Origin of the sequence: Pseudoalteromonas sp. Scap03, from assembly GCF_013393115.1 — a bacterium.
In the GTDB taxonomy this organism is placed as follows: domain Bacteria; phylum Pseudomonadota; class Gammaproteobacteria; order Enterobacterales; family Alteromonadaceae; genus Pseudoalteromonas.
This window is the reverse complement of the sequence record NZ_VDEU01000001.1, coordinates 2,734,392-2,755,163: the sequence shown is the minus strand read 5'-3', so window position 1 is coordinate 2,755,163 and position 20,772 is coordinate 2,734,392. Positions and strand designations below refer to the sequence as shown.

The 20,772-nt window shown below is 39.3% G+C and carries 20 protein-coding genes; 13 read left to right on the top strand and 7 right to left on the bottom strand.

Annotated features, from left to right (window positions below; genetic code table 11):
- The first annotated feature begins 97 nt into the window (after positions 1 to 97).
- Both FHG08_RS12585 and FHG08_RS12580 read left to right on the top strand, forming a co-directional pair.
- Entirely contained in the window at positions 98 to 943 is an 846-nt protein-coding gene (locus FHG08_RS12585; RefSeq protein WP_178956195.1) for an HDOD domain-containing protein, read from the top strand.
- A 138-nt stretch (positions 944 to 1,081) separates the two neighbouring features.
- Positions 1,082 to 1,492, top strand: coding sequence for a hypothetical protein (locus FHG08_RS12580; RefSeq protein WP_010390302.1), 411 nt, complete (start codon positions 1,082 to 1,084; stop codon positions 1,490 to 1,492).
- Between the two features lie 67 nt (positions 1,493 to 1,559).
- On the opposite strand, the gene FHG08_RS12575 is transcribed toward FHG08_RS12580, so the two are convergent.
- A complete protein-coding gene (locus FHG08_RS12575; RefSeq protein WP_178956194.1) occupies positions 1,560 to 2,453 on the bottom strand; it encodes a LysR substrate-binding domain-containing protein in 894 nt (297 codons plus the stop codon).
- A gap of 124 nt (positions 2,454 to 2,577) precedes the next feature.
- Here FHG08_RS12575 and FHG08_RS12570 point away from each other — a divergent pair, with 124 nt between their 5' ends.
- From FHG08_RS12570 to FHG08_RS12560, 3 genes are all read left to right on the top strand, one after another.
- Complete coding sequence (locus tag FHG08_RS12570) at positions 2,578 to 3,027, top strand: DoxX family protein (protein WP_008109247.1); 450 nt, start codon at positions 2,578 to 2,580, stop codon at positions 3,025 to 3,027.
- 81 nt (positions 3,028 to 3,108) lie between these two features.
- A complete protein-coding gene (locus FHG08_RS12565) occupies positions 3,109 to 4,059 on the top strand; it encodes a glutathione S-transferase family protein (protein WP_178956193.1) in 951 nt (316 codons plus the stop codon).
- A gap of 30 nt (positions 4,060 to 4,089) precedes the next feature.
- Positions 4,090 to 4,797, top strand: a complete 708-nt coding sequence (locus FHG08_RS12560; RefSeq protein WP_178956192.1) for a pirin family protein — start codon at positions 4,090 to 4,092, stop codon at positions 4,795 to 4,797.
- 40 nt (positions 4,798 to 4,837) lie between these two features.
- On the opposite strand, the gene FHG08_RS12555 is transcribed toward FHG08_RS12560, so the two are convergent.
- Positions 4,838 to 6,880, bottom strand: a complete 2,043-nt coding sequence (locus FHG08_RS12555; protein ID WP_178956191.1) for a methyl-accepting chemotaxis protein — start codon at positions 6,878 to 6,880, stop codon at positions 4,838 to 4,840.
- Positions 6,881 to 7,095: 215 nt separating this feature from the next.
- On the opposite strand from FHG08_RS12555, the gene helD reads away from it, so the two are divergent.
- Positions 7,096 to 9,231, top strand: coding sequence for a DNA helicase IV (helD, locus tag FHG08_RS12550; protein WP_178956190.1), 2,136 nt, complete (start codon positions 7,096 to 7,098; stop codon positions 9,229 to 9,231).
- 90 nt (positions 9,232 to 9,321) lie between these two features.
- Here the strand turns inward: helD and FHG08_RS12545 are convergent, their stop codons facing one another.
- The gene (locus FHG08_RS12545) at positions 9,322 to 10,269 is read right to left on the bottom strand and encodes a sodium-dependent bicarbonate transport family permease (RefSeq protein ID WP_178956189.1); all 948 of its coding nucleotides are present in this window, start codon (positions 10,267 to 10,269) and stop codon (positions 9,322 to 9,324) included.
- Between the two features lie 120 nt (positions 10,270 to 10,389).
- On the opposite strand from FHG08_RS12545, the gene FHG08_RS12540 reads away from it, so the two are divergent.
- From FHG08_RS12540 to FHG08_RS12525, 4 genes are all read left to right on the top strand, one after another.
- Complete coding sequence (locus FHG08_RS12540; protein ID WP_178956188.1) at positions 10,390 to 11,334, top strand: LysR family transcriptional regulator; 945 nt, start codon at positions 10,390 to 10,392, stop codon at positions 11,332 to 11,334.
- A gap of 101 nt (positions 11,335 to 11,435) precedes the next feature.
- Positions 11,436 to 11,852: a hypothetical protein gene (locus FHG08_RS12535; RefSeq protein WP_178956187.1), complete on the top strand. Its 417-nt coding sequence runs from the start codon at positions 11,436 to 11,438 to the stop codon at positions 11,850 to 11,852.
- A 1,158-nt stretch (positions 11,853 to 13,010) separates the two neighbouring features.
- The gene (locus FHG08_RS12530; protein WP_054201066.1) at positions 13,011 to 13,514 is read left to right on the top strand and encodes a DUF962 domain-containing protein; all 504 of its coding nucleotides are present in this window, start codon (positions 13,011 to 13,013) and stop codon (positions 13,512 to 13,514) included.
- 25 nt (positions 13,515 to 13,539) lie between these two features.
- On the top strand, positions 13,540 to 14,331 hold the full coding sequence (locus tag FHG08_RS12525; RefSeq protein WP_178956186.1) for an SDR family oxidoreductase: 792 nt from the start codon (positions 13,540 to 13,542) through the stop codon (positions 14,329 to 14,331).
- A 63-nt stretch (positions 14,332 to 14,394) separates the two neighbouring features.
- On the opposite strand, the gene FHG08_RS12520 is transcribed toward FHG08_RS12525, so the two are convergent.
- From FHG08_RS12520 to FHG08_RS12505, 4 genes are all read right to left on the bottom strand, one after another.
- Complete coding sequence (locus FHG08_RS12520; RefSeq protein WP_178956185.1) at positions 14,395 to 14,775, bottom strand: VOC family protein; 381 nt, start codon at positions 14,773 to 14,775, stop codon at positions 14,395 to 14,397.
- A 41-nt stretch (positions 14,776 to 14,816) separates the two neighbouring features.
- Positions 14,817 to 15,224 (bottom strand): GFA family protein, encoded by a 408-nt coding sequence (locus FHG08_RS12515; protein WP_178956184.1) that lies wholly within the window; start codon positions 15,222 to 15,224, stop codon positions 14,817 to 14,819.
- Positions 15,225 to 15,654: 430 nt separating this feature from the next.
- Positions 15,655 to 15,834 carry a DUF6435 family protein gene (locus tag FHG08_RS12510; protein ID WP_010390276.1) on the bottom strand — a complete coding sequence of 60 codons (180 nt, stop codon included), beginning with the start codon at positions 15,832 to 15,834 and terminating at the stop codon, positions 15,655 to 15,657.
- A gap of 93 nt (positions 15,835 to 15,927) precedes the next feature.
- Positions 15,928 to 17,088 (bottom strand): PQQ-dependent sugar dehydrogenase, encoded by a 1,161-nt coding sequence (locus tag FHG08_RS12505; protein WP_178956183.1) that lies wholly within the window; start codon positions 17,086 to 17,088, stop codon positions 15,928 to 15,930.
- 294 nt (positions 17,089 to 17,382) lie between these two features.
- On the opposite strand from FHG08_RS12505, the gene FHG08_RS12500 reads away from it, so the two are divergent.
- The 3 genes from FHG08_RS12500 to FHG08_RS12490 all read left to right on the top strand — a co-directional run bounded on the left by FHG08_RS12500 (position 17,383) and on the right by FHG08_RS12490 (position 20,702).
- Positions 17,383 to 18,426 carry a flavin reductase family protein gene (locus FHG08_RS12500; protein ID WP_178956182.1) on the top strand — a complete coding sequence of 348 codons (1,044 nt, stop codon included), beginning with the start codon at positions 17,383 to 17,385 and terminating at the stop codon, positions 18,424 to 18,426.
- A complete protein-coding gene (locus FHG08_RS12495; RefSeq protein WP_178956181.1) occupies positions 18,423 to 19,475 on the top strand; it encodes an acyl-CoA desaturase in 1,053 nt (350 codons plus the stop codon). Before FHG08_RS12500 ends, FHG08_RS12495 begins: the two co-directional genes overlap by 4 nt.
- A 225-nt stretch (positions 19,476 to 19,700) precedes the next feature.
- On the top strand, positions 19,701 to 20,702 hold the full coding sequence (locus FHG08_RS12490) for a branched-chain amino acid aminotransferase (RefSeq protein ID WP_304644689.1): 1,002 nt from the start codon (positions 19,701 to 19,703) through the stop codon (positions 20,700 to 20,702).
- Positions 20,703 to 20,772: the final 70 nt, after the last annotated feature.

Here is a 20,772-nt window from a genome sequence, read left to right as displayed (position 1 = left end):
ACCTACAAATTGATAAATCTTTAATCAACTTCTAGTATAAAAGTTCAAATGGAATAAAATAAATAATCCATATAGCTTAGCTGGAGGCTAGACATCGATGATTGTAGTTAATGAGCAGGTGTTATCTGATGTAAACAAAAACTTTGTTATCCCACCAAAACCACAAATCTTAAATGATCTTGAAATATTAGCATCTGCACAGGAGCCCTCGCTCTCAGACGCCGCAGAAATCATCGCTAAAGATGTTGCTATTGCATCAGCTATTCTAAAGATAGTTAATTCACCTGCTTATGGCTTAGTTCGTAGTGTGTCAAATATTAAACAGGCTATTATGTTTTTAGGGTGGAATGGCATTGAAGCTTTAGTACCTAGCTTAAAGCTAAAGCAAATGTTCGCCCAAAAAGAATGTTGCATTAGTTTGGAGCGTTTTTGGGATACCGCATCAGAAATTGCTGATGTAAATATGATTATTGGGCAACGTATAAAAAACAATGTTCCCGTTGAGTACTTGTATACGCTGGGTTTATTTCATGATTGTGGCATTGTGCCGATGGCAATTAAATTCGATAATTACGTGAGTGCTTTACATACTTCAAATAATACCCATAAAGAAAGCTTAATAGATATAGAAGAGCGCTTATATGGAACTAATCATGCCACTGTGGGTTACTATTTAGCGACCAGCTGGCATTTACCTGTAGATATTTGCCAGCTTATTTTACGTCATCACGATTTGAGTATGCTAAGTGATATAACTGGAAGTAATCAACAATTGTGTTACAGCGTTTTAAAAATGTCTGAAAATTTGGTTAATAGTGTTTTACGCGGTGACACCACTAAAGATTGGGATGACATAGAAAAACAAGTTTTAGCAACATTAAATATGTCAGAAGACGATTATATTGATGTGCAAGAAGAGGTGATTGATTTTTTGAACTGTTAGACGTTTTTAGCAGCTTAAAGTCTATAGGTTAGTTTTTTTCACTTATTGGTTTGTTTTTAATCGTTTGTCGGGATTAAGTAAACACTCTAAAGTTTAGTTGTCGGCAACAAGCACGACTAACCAAATAGGAAATTAATCATGAAACGCTCACTTATCAAAACCATCGCTCTTGGCTCTTTATTAACTTGCTCAGCTGCTGTAATGGCTGATCAAAGTGATTATAAGTTAATGGTTATTGAAGAGGCTAAAACAGCCCCTCAAGAATTCGAAGTTGCATTTAACGATTGTGCATTAAATGTAAAATCAAAAAATTATAGCCAAGCTGAAGAAATCTGCTCAAAAGCAATTACTTTATTACAACAAAGCACTGGCCCTCGCTTTAAAGTACGTGAGCTTACGTCATTTGCTTTAAGTAACCGTGGTGTAGGACGTTTAATGGCTAAAAATGAAACAGCTGCATTATCAGACTTTTACGAAGCACAACAAATGTCTGGTAACGAGTTAGTGTCGCACAACTTAACGCGCGCTAAGCAAGACCTCGCACTGTAATATCTATTACCGATTCAAAAAGCCCATGCTGTTTTAGCATGGGCTTTTGCGTTTTTAGGGTTAAACACTAGTTAGGATTATTTAGCATAATTTGGGTCAACTGTTTTAGCCCTTTACCTTTGTTAGTTATTTTCCATGCAAGGTATAAGTCTTGAGGTGGACGTGGTTCGGTAAGCTCCACAACATGCAGTTTGTTAGCTTTAACATACTCAGCAATAAGGTTCTCAGGTAAATAACCAATGCCAATAGCGGATAAAATAGCGGTCATTTTTTGGCTTACAGAATTTACATAAAAACGTTGATTACCTTCGATTAAGTTAGCTGACCACGGAATACCTTGCTTTGCTGAGTCATGCACTATAACCGTGGTGTATTGACCGAGTTCGCTGGGCTCAATGGGGGTTTTTAGTAGCGCTAACGGGTGGCTAGGGTGAACCACCAGAACATTTTGAATATCAGCTATTTTTACCGCTCTGATCCCCTTTTGATTAGGTACAGGGGCCGGTGCGCCAATCACTAAGTCAACGTCATCCTCAATTAAAGCCTCCCAAGTGCCATTAAGTACTTCCTCTTTAATGTCTATCTCGATATTTTTATGCTCATTTAAAAATAGCTGTAGATTTTTGAATACGTCACTTATGTCAAAAATAGAGTCATAGGCAATACGTATCCGTGGCTCCCAGCCATTAGCTATGGTTTGTGTTTGCTCAGATAAATTATTTATAGCATTGAGTACCTTACGCCCCTCGCTTAGTAAATGTTTACCTGCGGGGGTCAAAACCGCTCTCCGACCTTGACGTTGAAACAAGGTTACATTTAATTGCTCTTCAAGTTTATTAACAATATACGACAAGGCTGAGGGTACTTTATTAAGTTGCTCTGCAGCGGCTGCGTAACTGCCACGATGCTCAATGGCGTCTAATACCAATAAAGCTTCTATGCTTATAGGAGGTGTATTCATTATCATACCAAATATCAACTGTTCAAAATATTTGAACATATAGAGCAAATAATAGGAGTTATTTAATTTTAATTCAACTTATACAATAGCTGCATACTCAATTGGAACAATACAGGTTAAAACTATGACGATTAAAAATATTACAGCCGCCATCACAAAAACTGAACAGTCTTTTGCAACATTACCATTAAGGCTTATTGCGGGATTAGTGTTTAGTGCTCATGGTGCACAAAAACTGTTTGCGTGGTTTGGCGGCTATGGCTTGGAAGGCACAGGGCAATGGATGGAGTCGATTGGCTTAGCACCGGGCTATTTAATGGCATTAATGGCCGGTGGCGCCGAATTTTTTGGTGGGTTACTACTCATCGTTGGTTTGCTGGTGCGTCCTGCGAGTTTTGTACTGGCTATCACTATGGTGGTTGCTATTTTTACCACGCACATAGATAACGGTTTATTTATGAGCAACAACGGTTATGAATTTGCGTTATCGCTGTTAGCTATTACCTTAGCTTTACTGATCCAAGGAGCTGGAAAGCTATCTGTTGATGGAAAAATTCATAACAAATTAAATTAATAAGCGGATCACATAAGTGATTAAACTTTAAGCTGCCAACCTGCGTAAGGTAGGCACATTCTATAAACTAAGGAGACGGACATGGGGTTACTTGTTAACGGTGAATGGGTCGATAAATGGTACGACACCGAAAAAAGCGACGGTAAATTTGTACGCCAAGATAGCCGGTTTAGAGATACGATTTCATCAGCGCAAAACAGTAAATTTAAACCAGAAGCAGGTCGCTATCATTTATATGTATCCTTGGCTTGCCCTTGGGCGCACCGCACCATTATATTTCGTAAATTAAAGCAGCTCGAAGACATTATTTCTATGAGTATTGTTGAAGCACCCATGATGGAAAACGGTTGGGAATTTGGCGAGCAGGGCGATCCACTTTATAACTTAGATTACGCTTATCAATTGTATTTAAAAGCCGACCCTAGCTATGAAGGGCGTGTTACCGTACCTATTTTATGGGATAAAAAAACGCAGACTATTGTAAACAACGAATCAATAGAAATAATTCGCATGTTTAATAGTGCGTTTAATGAGCTTACTGGTAACAACGACGATTATTATCCAGATGCGCTACGTGAAGAAATAGAAACAGTGAATAACCGTGTCTATAACACCATTAATAATGGGGTGTATAAAGCCGGTTTTGCTACAACTCAAGAAGCTTACAACGAAGCTTACACAGCCTTGTTTGATAGCTTAGATTGGTTAGAAGCTCGATTAGCAAAACAGCGTTACTTAGTGGGCGATACACTCACTGAAGCCGATTGGCGATTATTTACCACACTTATCCGCTTTGATGCTGTGTATCACGGGCACTTTAAGTGTAATCGAGAAAAGTTAACTGAGTTTCATCATCTTAGTAACTACATTAATGAGCTTTACCAAGTACCTGGGATAAAGGAAACGGTCGATTTAGAATACACAAAGGTGCATTACTACGTAAGTCACGTAACCATTAACCCAACGCAAATTGTGCCTTTAGGTGCTAAACACACCTTTGACGCAGCCCATGATCGAGACCGTCAATACTAAATGACGCAGAGATAACGTATAGGAAAAAATATGCTTACCCATTACCCAAAAAATAGCTTAGGACATGCTGATCATGGTTGGCTTAAGTCAAAGCACCACTTTAGTTTTGCGAATTACTATAATCCTGCGCGTATGGGGTTTGGCACTTTGCGTGTAGTTAATGATGACTGGGTAGCCCCAGGTATGGGGTTTGGTGCGCACCCGCATAGAAATATGGAAATTATTAGTTTTATCCGCAGTGGTGCCATTACTCACCAAGATAGTATGGGCAACAAGGGGATCACCGAGCAAGGTGAGGTGCAGGTAATGAGTGCAGGCACCGGCATTACCCACTCAGAATATAACCTAACAGATGAACCACTAACGTTTTATCAAATTTGGATTCAGAGTAATCAACATAATGTTGAGCCGCGCTGGGAAAGCAAGAAGTTTCCTACACAAGCCACAAGCACCCTTAGCTTACTGGTTTCGGGTTATCCAAAAGATGCCGATAGTGCACTTTTTATTAATCAGCAGGCGCGTATTTACGGTGGTAAGCTGGCAAAAGGCACGTCAATAACACAGCCGATTGATCATCAAGCCTACGTATTGGCATCGGCAGGGGAGTTTAGTATTAATGATGAGTCAGCCTCAGTTAGCATGAATAAGGGTGACGGCGCAGAAGTTACACAGACTAAAACCATCACCTTAACAGCAAACACTGAGTGTGAATTGATTATTATCGATAGCAAAAGTTAAGCGCAATTTACGTGCGCTTAACTTTATAATTGTTACTTGCTCATACTTTAAAGCTTTCCACTTGCGATTTCATTTGCTCATATAAGGCCGATACATTTTTAGATTGTTGCGTGGTTTGCGTGGAAATTTGTTTCATTTGTGCAGATTGCTCTTTTAATGACACTAAATTTCGATTTATTTCGTTAGCCACATGTGACTGCTCTTGTGTAGCTTGTGCGGTTTCAGTCGACATTTGCTGTACTTTTTCAAATGCGTGAGTCAGGCTATTAAAAATGGTAATTACTGAGTCAAAGTTGGTTAAAGTGGTATTGGCATTAGTTTGGCTATTTTTAATCGAATCAGACGACGCTTTAACGTTGTCATTTAAGCGTTGGATCATGGTATCAATTTCGTCTGTGCTTTGTTGAGTTCGTGTGGCAAGCGTTCTTACCTCATCAGCTACTACAGCAAATCCACGGCCTTGCTCGCCGGCTCTAGCGGCTTCAATCGCTGCATTTAAAGCTAATAAGTTTGTTTGCTCTGCAATATTACGTATCACTTCAAGAACAGAGGTTATATCTGTAGAGCTACTTTCTAGTTCAACCGAATTCGCTAATGCTGACTCAATATCGTTAGCTAAATCTTCAATCGCTTTGCCTGACACATCAATAGCTTGAACACCTTGCTTAACCTGCTCGCTAGATATATCGGCTTCCTGCGCAGTATTTTTTGCAAGATCTGCCATTTGTTGATTGGCCATGTCCATCTCATGGCCCGCACTAACTATTGACTCAGAGGCATTAGCAAGTTTTTGGGTTACTTCCATCGCGGTATCAGATACATCATTTAAATCACCCGTTACTGCACCAAGTTGGCTTGATTGCTGCTGAATATTTTTTATTATTGTTTGTAAATGGCTCAAGAAGTTATCAAATTCATTGCTTAAATCAGCTAATTCGTCGTGTGATGTAGTGTTAATACGCTGGGTTAAATCGCCATCGCCAGCGGCTATTTCTTTAATACGAAGGGTAATATTATTGATATTATCGGTTAGCTTTTTCGGAATGTAATAGCCCACACCTAAAGCGACAATAAAGGCAATAATAATCACAATAAAAACAATTTTTTCAAAAAGTTGAATGCTATGTTGTACGTCTTGTTTTACCGCTCTGGCATGTGTGCGTGCCTCTTCGCCCGCAACATCAAGTATATTTCTTAATTCGTTAAAGCTTTTATCAGCTTTTGCTAAATTATTATCAATTAAAGCGACTTGCTTTGCAGGAGTTGAGTAAATCAAGGTTTTACTTTGCTCATACCATTGCTGATAAAGCTGATCGAAGTTGGCATATTTTTGTGTTAGCTGAGGCTCGTCAATTAAATAGCTACGATAACTATTAAAGCGACGTATAACTTGGGCTGCGTTTTCTTCAAATAATTTTTGATTTTGTTCTAAATCACCATGCTGGTTTACTATTTTTTGTTTTGCAAGCCGGGCTTGGTATATATCTCTATCGGCATTTAGTACCTCTGAAATGGCTTCTACATAACGCCCTAAACGCTCAGCCCCCACTTTATCTTGCTGTTGTTCATTAGTATAAGCGCGAAGCTCTTCGCCTGCCTGATCCATCATTTCGCGTATTTTTATAAATTCAGGTTCAGATTTATTTAAATCACTTTGCATTTTACCTTGCGAGTGATTGGTATTAATGAGTGTTTTACTATGATTGACCCATTCATTATACAAAGGCATAAAGCTGGAAAATGAATCATGCTTTGCGAGTAACGCTTCTTCATCTTTTAAATAGATTAAGTATTTGTTAAAGCGATCCTTTACTTGCTCTGCGTTTTCTAAAAACTCTGTTTTATTCGTCTCACTATCGCCAGTTGCGCTGAGTAAATTTTCGAGTGCAATACGTGCTTGATATATGTCTCTGTCGGCATTGAGAATAACAGTAACAGCTTCAAAAAAGGTTTCTGTTTGCCTTTTCATAGCGTTGTCTTGTATGTAAGTAATCGAAGCTATGGCAACTAGCAAGCCTGCAAGGATCAGTGCTAAAAAAGCGATTGGTAAAATGACTTTAGTTCTAATTGAATTTATTCGCATGTTTCAATCCTTGTTATCTTACTGTATCTAGAGTAAATGTTAGTCATATAGTGGGACTTATGCCAAGCAGTTGGGTAAATTAATTGGGTGTTTTTTATACGCTGCAAGTCCGTATAACATTACTGTTATTTTTTATTGGTTTTATTATCCTTGTACGGCATATTCGCTTAAAATACGGCTAATTGGTTCATTTTTATAAAGGAATTCTGCTGTTAATGAATTCAATTCAGCCTAGTATATTTGGCCGTATCTTTACCCCGCATCGCTTTGTCGATATAAACCAACAAGGTTTAGTGATCAGCAATAAAACACAAATAACCTCATTGAGTTGGTGTGATTTAACGTCGCCCATTAGCTATGAGTATGGTGTGCTTGGGCAAACACTGCGCTTTAATACAGACTCTAAGCATTATCGTATTTGGATGAGAGCCTATGGCAGCAATAGGGCATTTAAAGCGCATACCGATATGCTATGGGTTAAAAGCAATATTGCAGTGCTCAACGAGATGTTAAGTAAAATAAACCACTTTGCTCACACTCAGTTTTTGCGCCAATCATATGTGACTGATATAAAAAAACAGGTAGATGAGCAATGTAAACGTTGGCTACCTTGGATAAAAAGCAGCGATGTTTTAACACCAGTAAGCACACAAATAAAATTGCTTGAACAATACAGCCAGTGGAGTGATGCACTCACTCGTTTTTTTCAGCATAAATATACCCAGTCTCAATTAGAGCGCTATAACGATTTTTTTAATTGTGTTGAAGCAAATCCACTCACAGAGCAACAACGCCGAGCTTGTATAATAGATGACGACAATAACTTAGTGCTAGCAGGGGCAGGAACAGGAAAAACCAGTGTGTTGGTGGCCAGAGCGGGCTACTTGGTTAACAGTGAACAAGCTAATTACAACGATATTTTATTACTCGCCTATGGTAAGCAAGCTGCTTGCGAAATGGATGAACGAATTAAACAAAAGCTGGGCACTGAGTCCATTAAAGCGGCCACGTTTCACAGCGTCGGCTTGACTATTATTAGCGAGGTTGAGGGCAAGCGACCTAAAATATCTAAACTTGCTGAAAACGAAAAAGCTAAAATAAAATGGGTTGAAGGATGTTTTGAATCGCTTGCCAATGCTAAACCACAATATGCTAAAGCACTGGTAAATTATATAAATAACACTCTTAATGACGTTAAAGGCGAATTTAAATTTAGTGCTGCAAAGCCTAATCATATTGCGCTTTTAAAAGAAATAAAAACTAGCGGTCATTTAACTAAATTAGCGACTGTGTTTAGCCAATTAATCAGCGTGTATAAAACCGCAAATATAACACTTGAGAGCGATTCAAAACAGATACAGCAAGCCTGGAAATTATTAAAGCCGTTGTTAGCCAACTATAACCATTATTTACGCACGCAGGGCGAAATAGACTTCGACGATATGATTATTAAAGCCCTCGATTATGTAAACACTAAAAAGTTTACATCGCCTTGGCGTTATATCATGGTAGATGAATTTCAAGATATATCACCGCTGCGAGCTACACTTGTAAAAGCACTGCGCGATAGTAAGTCTAATAGTTCACTGTTTGCAGTAGGGGACGATTGGCAAGCTATTTACCGTTTTAGTGGTGCAGATATGCGACTTACTACCGAGTTTGCCGCACATTTTGGTTTTACAACACAAACTCTATTAGATAGGACCTTTCGCTTTAATAATAAAATTGGCGAGGTTGCCGCAGGTTTTATTATGAAAAACCCAGCGCAGTTAGCTAAAGACATTCACTCAGTTGCAAAGGTAACTAAGCCCGCCGTTAGCGTGCTAAAAACATTGAAAAGTGGCTCAGCTAAAAACACCAAAATAGCGGAGCTAAATAATGGCGCAATTAAGTATTTACTACAGGGGATTAAGGGTCATTCAGGCAAGCCTGTTACTGTGTATTTACTTGCACGGTTTCGATTTCAGTTACCTTCACAAGCCGATATAAGTGCTTTACAGCAAGAGTTTTCAGCATTGCATATTGAGTGTGATACGTTTCATGGCTCAAAAGGCAAAGAAGCCGATTATGTCATTATATTAGCAATGAATGGCGGAGCGTTTGGATTCCCGAGCACTAAGCCAATGCCTCAAATTTTAGAGGTATTATTACCCGCAAAAGATAATTTCGCACATAGTGAAGAGCGTCGCTTATTTTATGTAGCGCTTACTCGCGCTAAACATAAGGTCTACATAATAACTGATGATAACAACCCCAGCTGCTTTGTTGATGAACTTATAAACGAGCATAAAATCGAAGTATTTGAGTTAAAAAATAAAGCGGTCTTTAAAGGTGTTACAAAAACTGCTTGATACTGTTGCTCAAGTAAGCGTCAGAGTGCCCAATTATGTGGTTCATACGTATTAAAGAAGCCCACTTTGGGCTTTTTTAATACGTTATATTTAACTTATGGCAACGGCAAGTTGATGATACAAACCAATCCCAACAATAACATTAAATGGAAAGGTGACACCTAACGAGCTAAGCATGGCAAGACCAATGTCCGCTTTGGGAATAGCGGCTTTTATAGCAGCAGGTGCGGCAATGTAAGAAGCACTCGCCACTAAGCTCCCCAGAATAACCACTGAACCTAATTCTAAATTTAGCAAGGTGCCAACCATAACGCCAATGGTGCCTAAAAATAACGGCGTAATAATGGCGAAGGAAGCCAGTTTCCATTGCTGCCAAGGAAAAGGGCGAAGCGTTTGTGCAGCAACCAAGCCCATTTCGAGTAAAAATAGCGCCAGCACTACTTTAAAGCTACTGGTAAGTAAACTCGTAACTTGGCTACCCTGTTGGGTGCCATACATCATACCGATAATTACACCGCCAACGAGCAAAATCACACTCTTATTGGTAAGCGTTTCGTGCCACAGTGCTTTTAACGATAAGTTGGTGTTTTCGCTGTGTGCTTTGTCGAGCTTACGATACAACAGTAAACCTACAATAATTGCTGGTAACTCAAGCATAACTAGGTACAAGGTAACTTCTGCGCCCACTTCTAATTTAGCCGATTCGGCATACGCTAATGCTACCGCAAATGTACCAGCACTAACCGAACCATAGTGGGCAGCAATGCTGGCGCTATTCGCTACGCTTAGCTTAACAACGTGTTTTAAAATAGGGTATAAAGTGAGTGGAATAAGCCCACCAAGTAACATAACCGAGGCCATTTCTGGGAGTAATTGCCAACTTAAATTGCCATGCAGAACCATGCCACCTTTTAGACCTATGGTAAGCATGAGTAGTAAGCTGAGAGTGTCATACGTCGCTTTGGGGATAGCTAAATCAGAGCGAAGGATACCCGCTGCTAATCCTAAAATAAAAAACATTACTACAATATCAGGCACGCTGTTCTCCTCTTTATTACTAATTTAATTTGTTAAGCGGCGCTATTATAGGCAAATCTTTATATAGTAAATAATAAAATGAATGCTAACATCCTATAGATAAAAACCTATGAGGTGTGTATGAATATAAGACAACTTTCCTTCCGACTTCTTGAAGTATTTATGAGTGTAGTAAAAACCGGCTCTATAAGCGAAACCGCACGGAGGCTTCATTTGACTCAGCCTACGGTTTCTTTACAAATTAAACGCTTACAAGAAGCGGTAGATGAACCGTTAATAATTATGCAGCAACAAAAGTTGCAAATAACCGAAGCTGGTATGGCCTTATTTAGGACTTGCCAACAGGTTTTTGGTCATTTTGAAGATTACCAAGATTACTTAGCGGAGCTAAAAGGGGGTGAACGTGGACGATGTAAAATTGCTATGGTTAATACTGCCCAATATATTTTACCTAAATTGTTAGGCCCATACAGTAATGAACATCCGCATGTAGAGCTACCACTTGAAATAGGTAATCGTTCAGCCGTTTTAGCACGCTTTGAACGCGGAGAAGACGATATTTATGTATTTAGTCACCCGCCATCTTTAGAGCATGCCCAGGCTGCTAGGTTTCTACATAACCCTTTAGTGTTTATAGTGCCACTAAATCATCCATTAGCCGATAAAACCGCACTTAAACTGGCTGATTTAGTTCCGTATCGTTTTTTATTGCGTGAAACAGGCTCCGCCACTCGCATGTTATTTGAAAGCGAGCTGCAAAGTAGAGGGTTGGTATTAAGTGACAGTGTGCAAATGGCCAGTAATGAAGCCATTAGAGTGGCGGTAGCTTCAGGTATGGGGATTGCGGTGCTTTCTCAGCATGTGCTGCCTAAAGGTGATAATAGTTTTAAAGTGCTTAATGTTACCGACACCACTTTAGCTAGCCATTGGTATTTTGTGGTGCGTACAGACCGACATATATCACACGCTGCACGCAGCTTTTTAAAGTTTGCTGAGCAACACTTAGAGCTGTATTTAGATGAGAAGTGGGTGCGAAATGAGTTAAGCGGGCTTAATTTGAAATAAAAATAAGCCTTAGAGACAATCAAATATTAACTGGTATCAAAGTTGCTTAAGTTATTTCAGCTAAAGAATATAACGATTAAAGCAAAAATGGATTTGAGCCAATGACTTCAATAACCTTTAAAAATCAATATAGTAGTTACAATAATCTCGTTAACAAAGTGGCAAAAACGAGTGACGCTCTGCCAACATCTGCCGCTGCGGCAACAACCAGTACCGCTGAAAACCAAGCAACCCCTAATTTTATCGCTAAACCAGAAGACAAAAGCTTTTTAGAAAATGCCCAAGAGGCATTAATTTATCAACGTTTAGGTGTCGATAAAGAAACTATAGCTGAGTTAAAAGCAGCAATAGAAGCCTTGGCAGAAGAACTAGGAGAGGAAGGGGTTGATGTAGATGCCATAAAAGAGCAGATTGCTGAATTACAAAAAATGTTAGAGCAAGAATTCGAAAAAGGCACGGAGCGAATGGCAATGCAACCAACACATGAAAAAGGCAAGCTAGTAACCGCATTAGCTTAGATAACGGCATGTTGAAAGGTTATTGACTCCTGTCTTTAAGCAGGTTTTAAGTGATTAACGCACAAAGAGGGTGAAGAGGCGCTACGCTTTTAGAGAAGTAAATTAAACCAAAACTTATATGGCTTCTCATTTACTCCTCATTCGCTTCTCTGTGTTCAAATAGGGTTTAATGAATTATGCACAAAGAGGGCAAAGAGGCGCTGCGCTTTTAGAGGAGTGTACTACACGATAACTTTTTATGGCTTCTCATTTACTCCTCATTCGCTTCTCTGTGTTCAAATAGGGTTTAGTGAATTATGCACAAAGAGGGCAAAGAGGCGCTGCGCTTTTAGAGGAGTGTACTACACGATAACTTTTTATGGCTTCTCATTTACTCCTCATTCGCTTCTCTGTGTTCAAATAGGGTTTAGTGAATTATGCACAAAGAGGGCAAAGAGGCGCTGCGCTTTTAGAGGAGTGTACTACACGATAACTTTTTATGGCTTCTCATTTACTCCTCATTCGCTTCACTGTGTTCAAATAGGGTTTAGTCAATTATGCACAAAGAGGGCGAAGAGACGCTTCGCTATTAGAGGAGTGCTCTAAACCATAACTTTCATCTGTAACCAAAAAACCAAACAGGGGCTTATAAAAAGTAATAGCATGCCCATACTCAGTAAGTTACCTCTAAAAAGGTTAAAATCATCAAGTATTTTGTGCAACTTATACTTAAATAAATATCTGCCCACAACAATATCTAAACTAAGCATTATTGTTAGCCAAACAAAACCCACATTTAAACAATCTAAGTACGAAATAGGGTTAACCCATGGCAAGGTCAGCCAAGTAATGGCATAAATAATCGCAGTGCCCAAAAGTAAGCTGAGTGTTTTAGCGCGTTTTAGAGCGTAAAATCGATGTAAAATCCTTACTCTAATATTGCCATTAATTATCTCAGCTAAAGCGAGTAATAGGCCAACGGCGCGTGTTTTTTAAAGCATGTAAACCTCCTGGTGCTGATCATGTTAATTATTAACGATGACCTTACCTAATTTATAGCTATAACGCATAAGGTGCTGCTCACCATTTTTACAGATTAACTATCGTTATCAGTTGTTATTATGTGTCATTTTTTATAAGGTGAACTTTGCTTATAAAAATAACAATAGGAACGCCGTCATGAAAACCCTTGAACAACAGCTCGGCCAGTATGGTTTGTACCATCGCTCTAAACGAAATGTATTAACCCATTTTTTTGGTATTCCACTCATTGTGTTTGCCGCTTTATGCTTACTCGCCCGAATTGAAATTCCTATTGCTAATTTTAGCATTGATGGCGCGCAAATTTTTGTATTAGCCTCTGTGGTTTACTATTTTATGTTGAGCTTTTCGCTTGGTTTGATCATGGGAATTATTTTCACTTTGTTACTGGTAGCTGCCCAGCCAATTGCCGCAATGGCATTAATACCTTGGTTGGTAATTGGAGTTGGGGTATTCGTGTTTGGCTGGATATTACAGTTTATTGGTCATTATTTTGAAGGTAAAAAGCCCGCTTTTGTTGATGATTTAGTAGGCTTAATTATTGGCCCTTTGTATGTCACTGTTGAGCTACTATTTTTAATGGGCTTTTACAAAAACTTAGAACAGCAAGTGAATGAAATAGCGGGTCCAACTAAAGCATAACCAGTCAAAGAATATAAGGTAAACCATGGATTATAATAATAAAACAGTCTGGATCACCGGCGCATCATCAGGTATTGGTGAAGAACTTGCAAAACAATTTGCAGAGCAAGGTGCAAAGGTTATTTTATCAGCGCGAAATATCGATAAACTCAACCAAGTAAAAGGCGAGTTAAAAGGCGAGGGGCACCGCGTTATCCCGCTTGATTTATCAAAGCCCGAAACCCTACTGCAGGATGTATCGGCGCAAATAGATAGCTTAGGCCCCATTGATATTTTAATTAATAACGGCGGTGTATCACAACGTAGCTTATTTTTAGAAAACGACTTTAAAGTGTACCGGCAACTTATGGAAGTAAATTACTTTGGCTTAATTGCACTCACTAAAGCGGTACTACCTTCAATGGTGGCACGTAAAAGCGGTTCAGTAGTGGCTATTAGTAGCGTGGCAGGCAAAGTAGGATCTAAGTTCAGAACCGGATATTCAGGCAGTAAATACGCTGTAGTAGGCTTTATGGATTGCTTACGCGCCGAAGTGGCAGAGCACAATATACATTGTTTAACTATTTGCCCTGGCTCAATTAAAACGGCGATTGCCCATAACTCATTAAACGAGCAAGGGGAAGCGCAAAACAAATCTGAGCCTTCAATAGAAAATGGTATGAACGTAAATGTAGCCGCATCAAAAATGCTCACCGCAATCTACAATAAAAAAGACGAAGTTGTAATAGGCCAAGGGTTAAGTGGTTGGGCACCGTTTATAAAACGGTTTTTCCCAGGATTATTTAATCGCTTAACCGCTAAGGTGGAATATAAATAACTAAGTACAGTACTTAAACGCCAGCATTTAGCTGTTTAGCGCAATGCTGGTTCGTGTTCAGCTTTATGGCTGTTTTTGTACCTTCCAAGGTGGGTTTAATCGATTTTCTCCAGCTTTGTAGAGCTTAATTTTATTTCCTGAAGGGTCTTTTAAAACCGCTTCCTTCCATAGATATCTTTGCTCTGTGGGTTGCTGTTCGAATACGATCCCTTTTTTGATTAACTGCTGGCACAATTGTTCAAGGTCATCGTTCTCAAAATAAATTACAGAATGATTTTCAAAAAATTCACTTTCTAAAGACAATGAAAATGTAGAATCACCTTCAGGGCAACTAAAACGTGCATAATGAGGTGTATCAACGATTTGGGTAAAGCCAAGTGTGCGATAAAAACTCACCGCTTCATTCATATCTTTGACTGGCAAAGTTACTTGATTCAGATTCATTCAAACTCCCACTTCAAAAAAATAGATAAATTTATATGGATTTACTCTCGCCCTGGCTCATGTCCCTCATAACGAGGAAGCTGAGCATCTAAGTCTTCCCAATTAGCTTTTGAGGTGATGAAATTATGCGATATGGGTCGCTCTGTTATATCGCAGGTCAACGCGCCTAATCGAAGGCGATATCTTTGAGGAGATTGAGCGTTAGCACTATAAATTGGAGCACCGCAGGTTTTACAAAAGTACTTACGTTTACCTTCACTACTTTGGTAAAAAGTAAGTGTGCCGTTGTAGTCAGTTAATGTCAGATCGCTGACATTAATAAATCCATTAGTAGCAAAAGCACTGCCACTGGCCTTACGACAAAGCGAACAATGACAATGAATAATATCAGTAACTTTACCATTAATTGAAAAGTTGATTGAGCCGCATAAACAACTACCTGTGTACATCTGTATTCCTTGATTTAATTATAATTTTTTCATTATATTGCATTTTTTCCAGTAAATTTTTGATGCTTTATGGCTTAATTACACACTTTACTAAAAATGCTTTCCTCGCACTCACAAAATCATCAGCGCTTTGATATTCTGCTACTTCAAACAATGCATCAACTCTTTTGGACTAGATTAATAATTCCACTAATTAACGTTAATGTAAATAATTGTTTATGCGAGTTTTTAGGTAGGTTATGAGCATAAGTAAGAGAAGGCAATAATGCTATGAGTATAATGAGCTGTGCTCAATTAAAAGCTGGTTACGATGGAGGTTAAGTTGGGGAATTATCTGGTTGGGCTTAAGTGAATTTAAAAAAGGATGTTTGTAAGTATTAAAACCCCGCGTTTTTAACGCGGGATTGGTTTGAATTGGTAGGCTATATGTTTACTTGGCTTTTTTTGCTTCGAGTGCTTCTATTTCATTCCAGATTTTTTCAGCCTCGTCAGTTAACATCGCATAGCTTTTAATATCGCCTTTTCTTTGTGCTTGCATGCCTTGCTCTAATTTTGCATCGTACTCTTTACGCAATTTTTTGATTGGATCTGGCTTTAAAAATGAAAACATCAACACCCTCGTTGTTTATTAGCTAATTACAGTAACAGTACGCAGTTAAGCTGCAAAAAGTTTGCTGTTACTGTAATTAGATGTATTAAATGACTACTTAGGACCTAGTCGCACAATGCCCTGGCCATCTAATCCAAGGTAAATAGTACCATCATCACCTTGGGCTAGGCTGCGAATACGGCCAATACCTTCAAGTAATTTACTTTGTTTAACGACCTTGCCATCTACTATTTCTAATACGCTAACAAAGGCGTATTTCATTGAAGCGAGTAAAAATTTACCTTTAAGTTCAGGGTATTTATCACCTTTTACTAGCAACATGTCTGAAGGAGCGATAGACGGTGTCCACTGTAATATGGGCGCTTGCATGCCCGGTTTTTCTGTTAAATCGGTAAACGAGGTGCCGCTGTAGTTAATACCGTAACTCACCACGGGCCAGCCGTAGTTAGTTTTAGGTTTAATCATATTAAGCTCATCGCCACCACGGGGGCCGTGTTCGTGTGCCCAAAATACACTATTGTCACCATCGAACCACATACCTTGTGGGTTACGATGCCCATAAGACCAAACCGCTGGTTTTGCACCTTTTTGGTTTACGAAGGGGTTGTCGGATGGAATTTTACCATCGTCGTGTAAACGATAAATTTTACCGCCATCACGGCCTAAATCTTGTGGATTAATATCTCGCGAGCCGCGGTCGCCAATCGAAAAATACACATAGTTTTGGTTATCAAACACAATACGGCTGCCGTAATGCTGACCTTTTTTAGAGTTATGCTCACCTTTGTATAATTGTTGTGACTCAAGTAGTTGGCTGTGATCGTTACTTAGCTTTGCACGCATAAGTGCGGTGTTACTACCTGCGCCATCGCCTTCACTGCTTGAATAAGTAATATATAGCCATTGATTATTAGCAAAATCAGGGTGTAGCTCTAAATCAAGAAGCCCGCCTTGGCCGTTGGCATCTATTTTTGGTAGCCCAGTGATTTTAGTTAAGCTGGTGGAGTTATTACGAAGTAAATAAAGGATACCGCTGCGCTCGGTTATTAATAAGTCACCGTTTGGCAGAGCCTCAATAGCCCACGGAATTGAAATTCCTTGGGCAACAGTTACCGGTTTTACATTAAGCGCTAATTTATCCAATTCTTTAAAATCAACTGCATAAGTACTGAGGCTGGTGAGCCCCGAAAGTGCAAATGCACAACTGATTTTGGCAAGTGTAGAAAATTTTTTACGCGTTGTTACTTTGTTCATAATGGCTTCCAAAATTAACTAAATTTTAACTACCTTAGCACGCTATTTATCATGGTGTTAAGTATTTGGGATAAGTACAAGTGCACGCAATTTAATCGTTGTCCATTGGGTACTTGAGCGTTGTTAACCTTTAAATATCGCTCTAGAAAAATTGAATAATTACTCTAATGGGGTTGAAATTTAAAAATTCGAGCGTACACTTGTGCGCTGAAGTTTGGGCTTACACGTGTATGCTCAAATATAAAGCCCAGCAGAAACTAATGGGTAGTCGATTTAAATAGAGAATTTATAACCATGTTAACTCCGGTATTAGATCAATTTTCAAAATGGTTTTTACACCATCAAAGCTTTGCAGCTTATATTGAGCCGATAATGCAAGTGTTTAAACCTGGGTGGCGCGCTGACCTTTTTCGAGCCAAGGTTGTTGATGTTCAAGCGCTAAGCGGGCAATTTTTAAGTATTTCACTTAAACCAAGTAAAAAGTGGCCTATACATATTGCTGGTCAACACATTAGCTTAACGGTGGAAGCTAATGGACGTTTGCTTACTCGAGTGTTTACTTTGGCATGCAGCCCCGCACAATTTAAGGCGACAGGTTTACTTCGTTTATTAGTAAAAACAGATCAGCAAGGTCATTTTACAAGCCAATTGCAAAATGCATTAGCGGTGCAGCCATGGTGTAATATTTCTTTACCAAGTGGCGACTTTGTATTTAAAAGCTGGCACAAACCCAGCACGTTTATTGCTGGTGGTTCGGGAATCACGCCTATGCTTGCAATGCTTGATCAGCAGCTAAGTAATACTGAGCATCAGATAAAATTAATTTACTTTGCTAAAGCAGGTGAGCATCAATGCACTAATGAGTTAAAAATGCTGACACAGCAATATAATCATTTTTCTTACGTAATGCTTACACGGGATCGAAGCCCATATTTAACTACTCATATAAATACGGACGATAATCCTGATATATATTGCTGTGGTCCTGCTGGCTTTATGCAAGAAGTTGCAGATTTTACTCGTCTACTTAATTTAACCTATTACCAAGAATCGTTTGCTCTATCCATGCCTAAATTGACTGACGACAATCATTTTTCAGTAATAATAAATAAAGACACGCATGTAGTGACTAGTAATGAGGTGCTATTAAACCAGTTTGAAGCAAAAAAACTCCCTGTGCAGCGTGGTTGCGGCATTGGTATTTGCCATCAATGCCAGTGCATTAAAAAGTCGGGAGTGGTGCGTAATTTAAAAACTAATCAATTATCAGATACTGGCGAGCAGTTAATTCAACTGTGCGTGAGCCAAGCCGTTAGCGATTTGGAGTTACAGCTATGACAACTATAAATTATCAACAGTTAGCCGATGATTTAGATGAAATTAAAATGTCGACATTAGCTACAGTTGGGCAAAAGGATGCAAACTATATTCGTTCTATTGTGCGTAAGCAGCGGTTTTGCGAAATAGGCGGACGGATTTTATTTATGCTTGGTTTTGTACAGCCATTATTGTGGGTAGCGGGTGTTTTATTACTTGGTTTGGCTAAAATTCTCGACAACATGGAAATTGGCCACAACGTAATGCATGGTCAATACGATTGGATGAACGACAAACAACTTAACTCTAAAAGCTACGAGTGGGATATAGCCTGCGATGGCCAAAGCTGGAACCGCGTTCATAACTTTGAACATCATACTTACACTAACATTATCGGAAAAGATCGTGACTTTGGTTATGGCTTATTAAGGTTGAGCAATGACTTTAAATGGCGGCTAAAAAATACATGGCAGTTTATTACCTATTTAAATTTAAGCGTGCTGTTTCAGTGGGGCGTGTCGTATCATGAGCTCGCAGGCGAGCGAGTCTTTATAGGTAAAAAGAAACCAAACCGTAAAGGCGCTGTAGCGCATAGCACTTTAAAAAAGCGCTTTTTTAGTAAAGGGGCGCGCCAACTAATTAAAGACTATGTGTTATTTCCAGTTTTGGCGGGACCACTGTTTTTATGGGTATTAAGCGGTAATTTTTTGGCAAACTTAATTCGTAACCTATGGACCTCAACCATTATTTTTTGTGGTCATTTTACCGAGCAAACCCATACCTTTTATGAGCAAGACTGCAAAAACGAAAGCCAAGGGCAGTGGTATTATCGCCAAGCGCTGGGTTCGTCAAACATTAAAGGGGCGCGTTGGTTTCATATTTTAACTGGGCATTTAAGCTTTCAAATAGAGCATCATTTATTTCCTGATATGCCGTCGTCGCGTTATCAAGAAATTGCGCCTAAAGTGCAAGCCGCATTACAAAAGCAGGGGATTGCTTATAATACTGGCGGATTTTTTCAGCAATACACCTCAGTATTAAAGCGTATATTACGTTATTCGTTTAAATAGAGGCTAATAAAATAGCCGCCATCATAATGTACGCATTAATTAATCAGCTAACTATAAAATGTTAGCTGATTATTGCATTAAAAGGTTGGTAAGTGCTTTGTTGATTAAATAATCATCAGTACATGCAAAAAATTCTTCTAATTAATTTAAAAACAGCTCGTTTTGCTATGGTTAAATAGTAGCTGGTTGTCATACAATGGAGAAAAATAGACCACACAAGAGAGAATAAAAATGGCAGCATTTGGTACTGTGTTTATGCCGCAGATGATTCAAGCTAAGTTTTCTGACAATCAGTGGGGCGAAAGCTCAATTGTTCCTTGCGATAAGCTTGAGTTGCATGCAGGTGCACACGTTCTTCATTATTCAAGTACATGTTTTGAAGGCTTAAAAGCCTTTCGTCACGAAGATGGCTCGGTTAATATTTTTAGAATGGACGCTAATATTGCGCGTATGCAGCAAAGTTCTGAATTGCTGAGTTTACCTGCTGTTGATGGCGAAATGCTAAAAACAATGATCATCGATATTGTTCGTGAATACGCCGATGAAACGCCGCTTCCTCCTGGTTCTATGTATATTCGCCCAACCCACATTGGTACAGAAGCTGCCATTGGTAAAGCGGCTGCACCGTCAATGAGTTCATTGCTTTATACGTTATTATCGCCAGTGGGTGATTATTTTTCAGGTGGTGCAACTGCGTTACGTGTTTTACTTGAAGAAGATGGTATGCGCTGTGCCCCGCACATGGGTATGATTAAAAGCGGTGGTAACTATGCCAGCGCACTAGGGCCAATTTCAGCAGCACGCACTAAATATAAAGCCGACCAAATTTTATTTTGCCCAGGCGGCGATGTACAAGAAACCGGTGCCGCAAACTTTATTTTAATTGATGGCAATGAAATCATTACTAAAGCACTCGACAGCACATTTTTACACGGTGTAACCCGTAATAGTATTTTAACCATAGCTAAAGATTTAGGTATGACGGTTAGCGAGCGCAATTTTACAGTCACTGAGCTTTTAGAGCGTGCAGCAAAGCCAGGTACTGAGGCAGCACTTTCAGGCACTGCGGCAGTATTGACTCCAGTAGGTACGTTTATCCATAACGATAAAGAATACAAAGTAGGTAACGGTGAACCAGGGCCAACAACGGCACGCTTACGTCAAGCATTGAACGATATTCAATGGGGCAAGAGCGAAGACAAACACGGTTGGTTAACTAAAATCTAATCGGGTTCTAGGGTCTGTTGACCTTTGCGGATTAAAATTTGTTCAAACTAGGGGCGGTTTAATCGCGGCG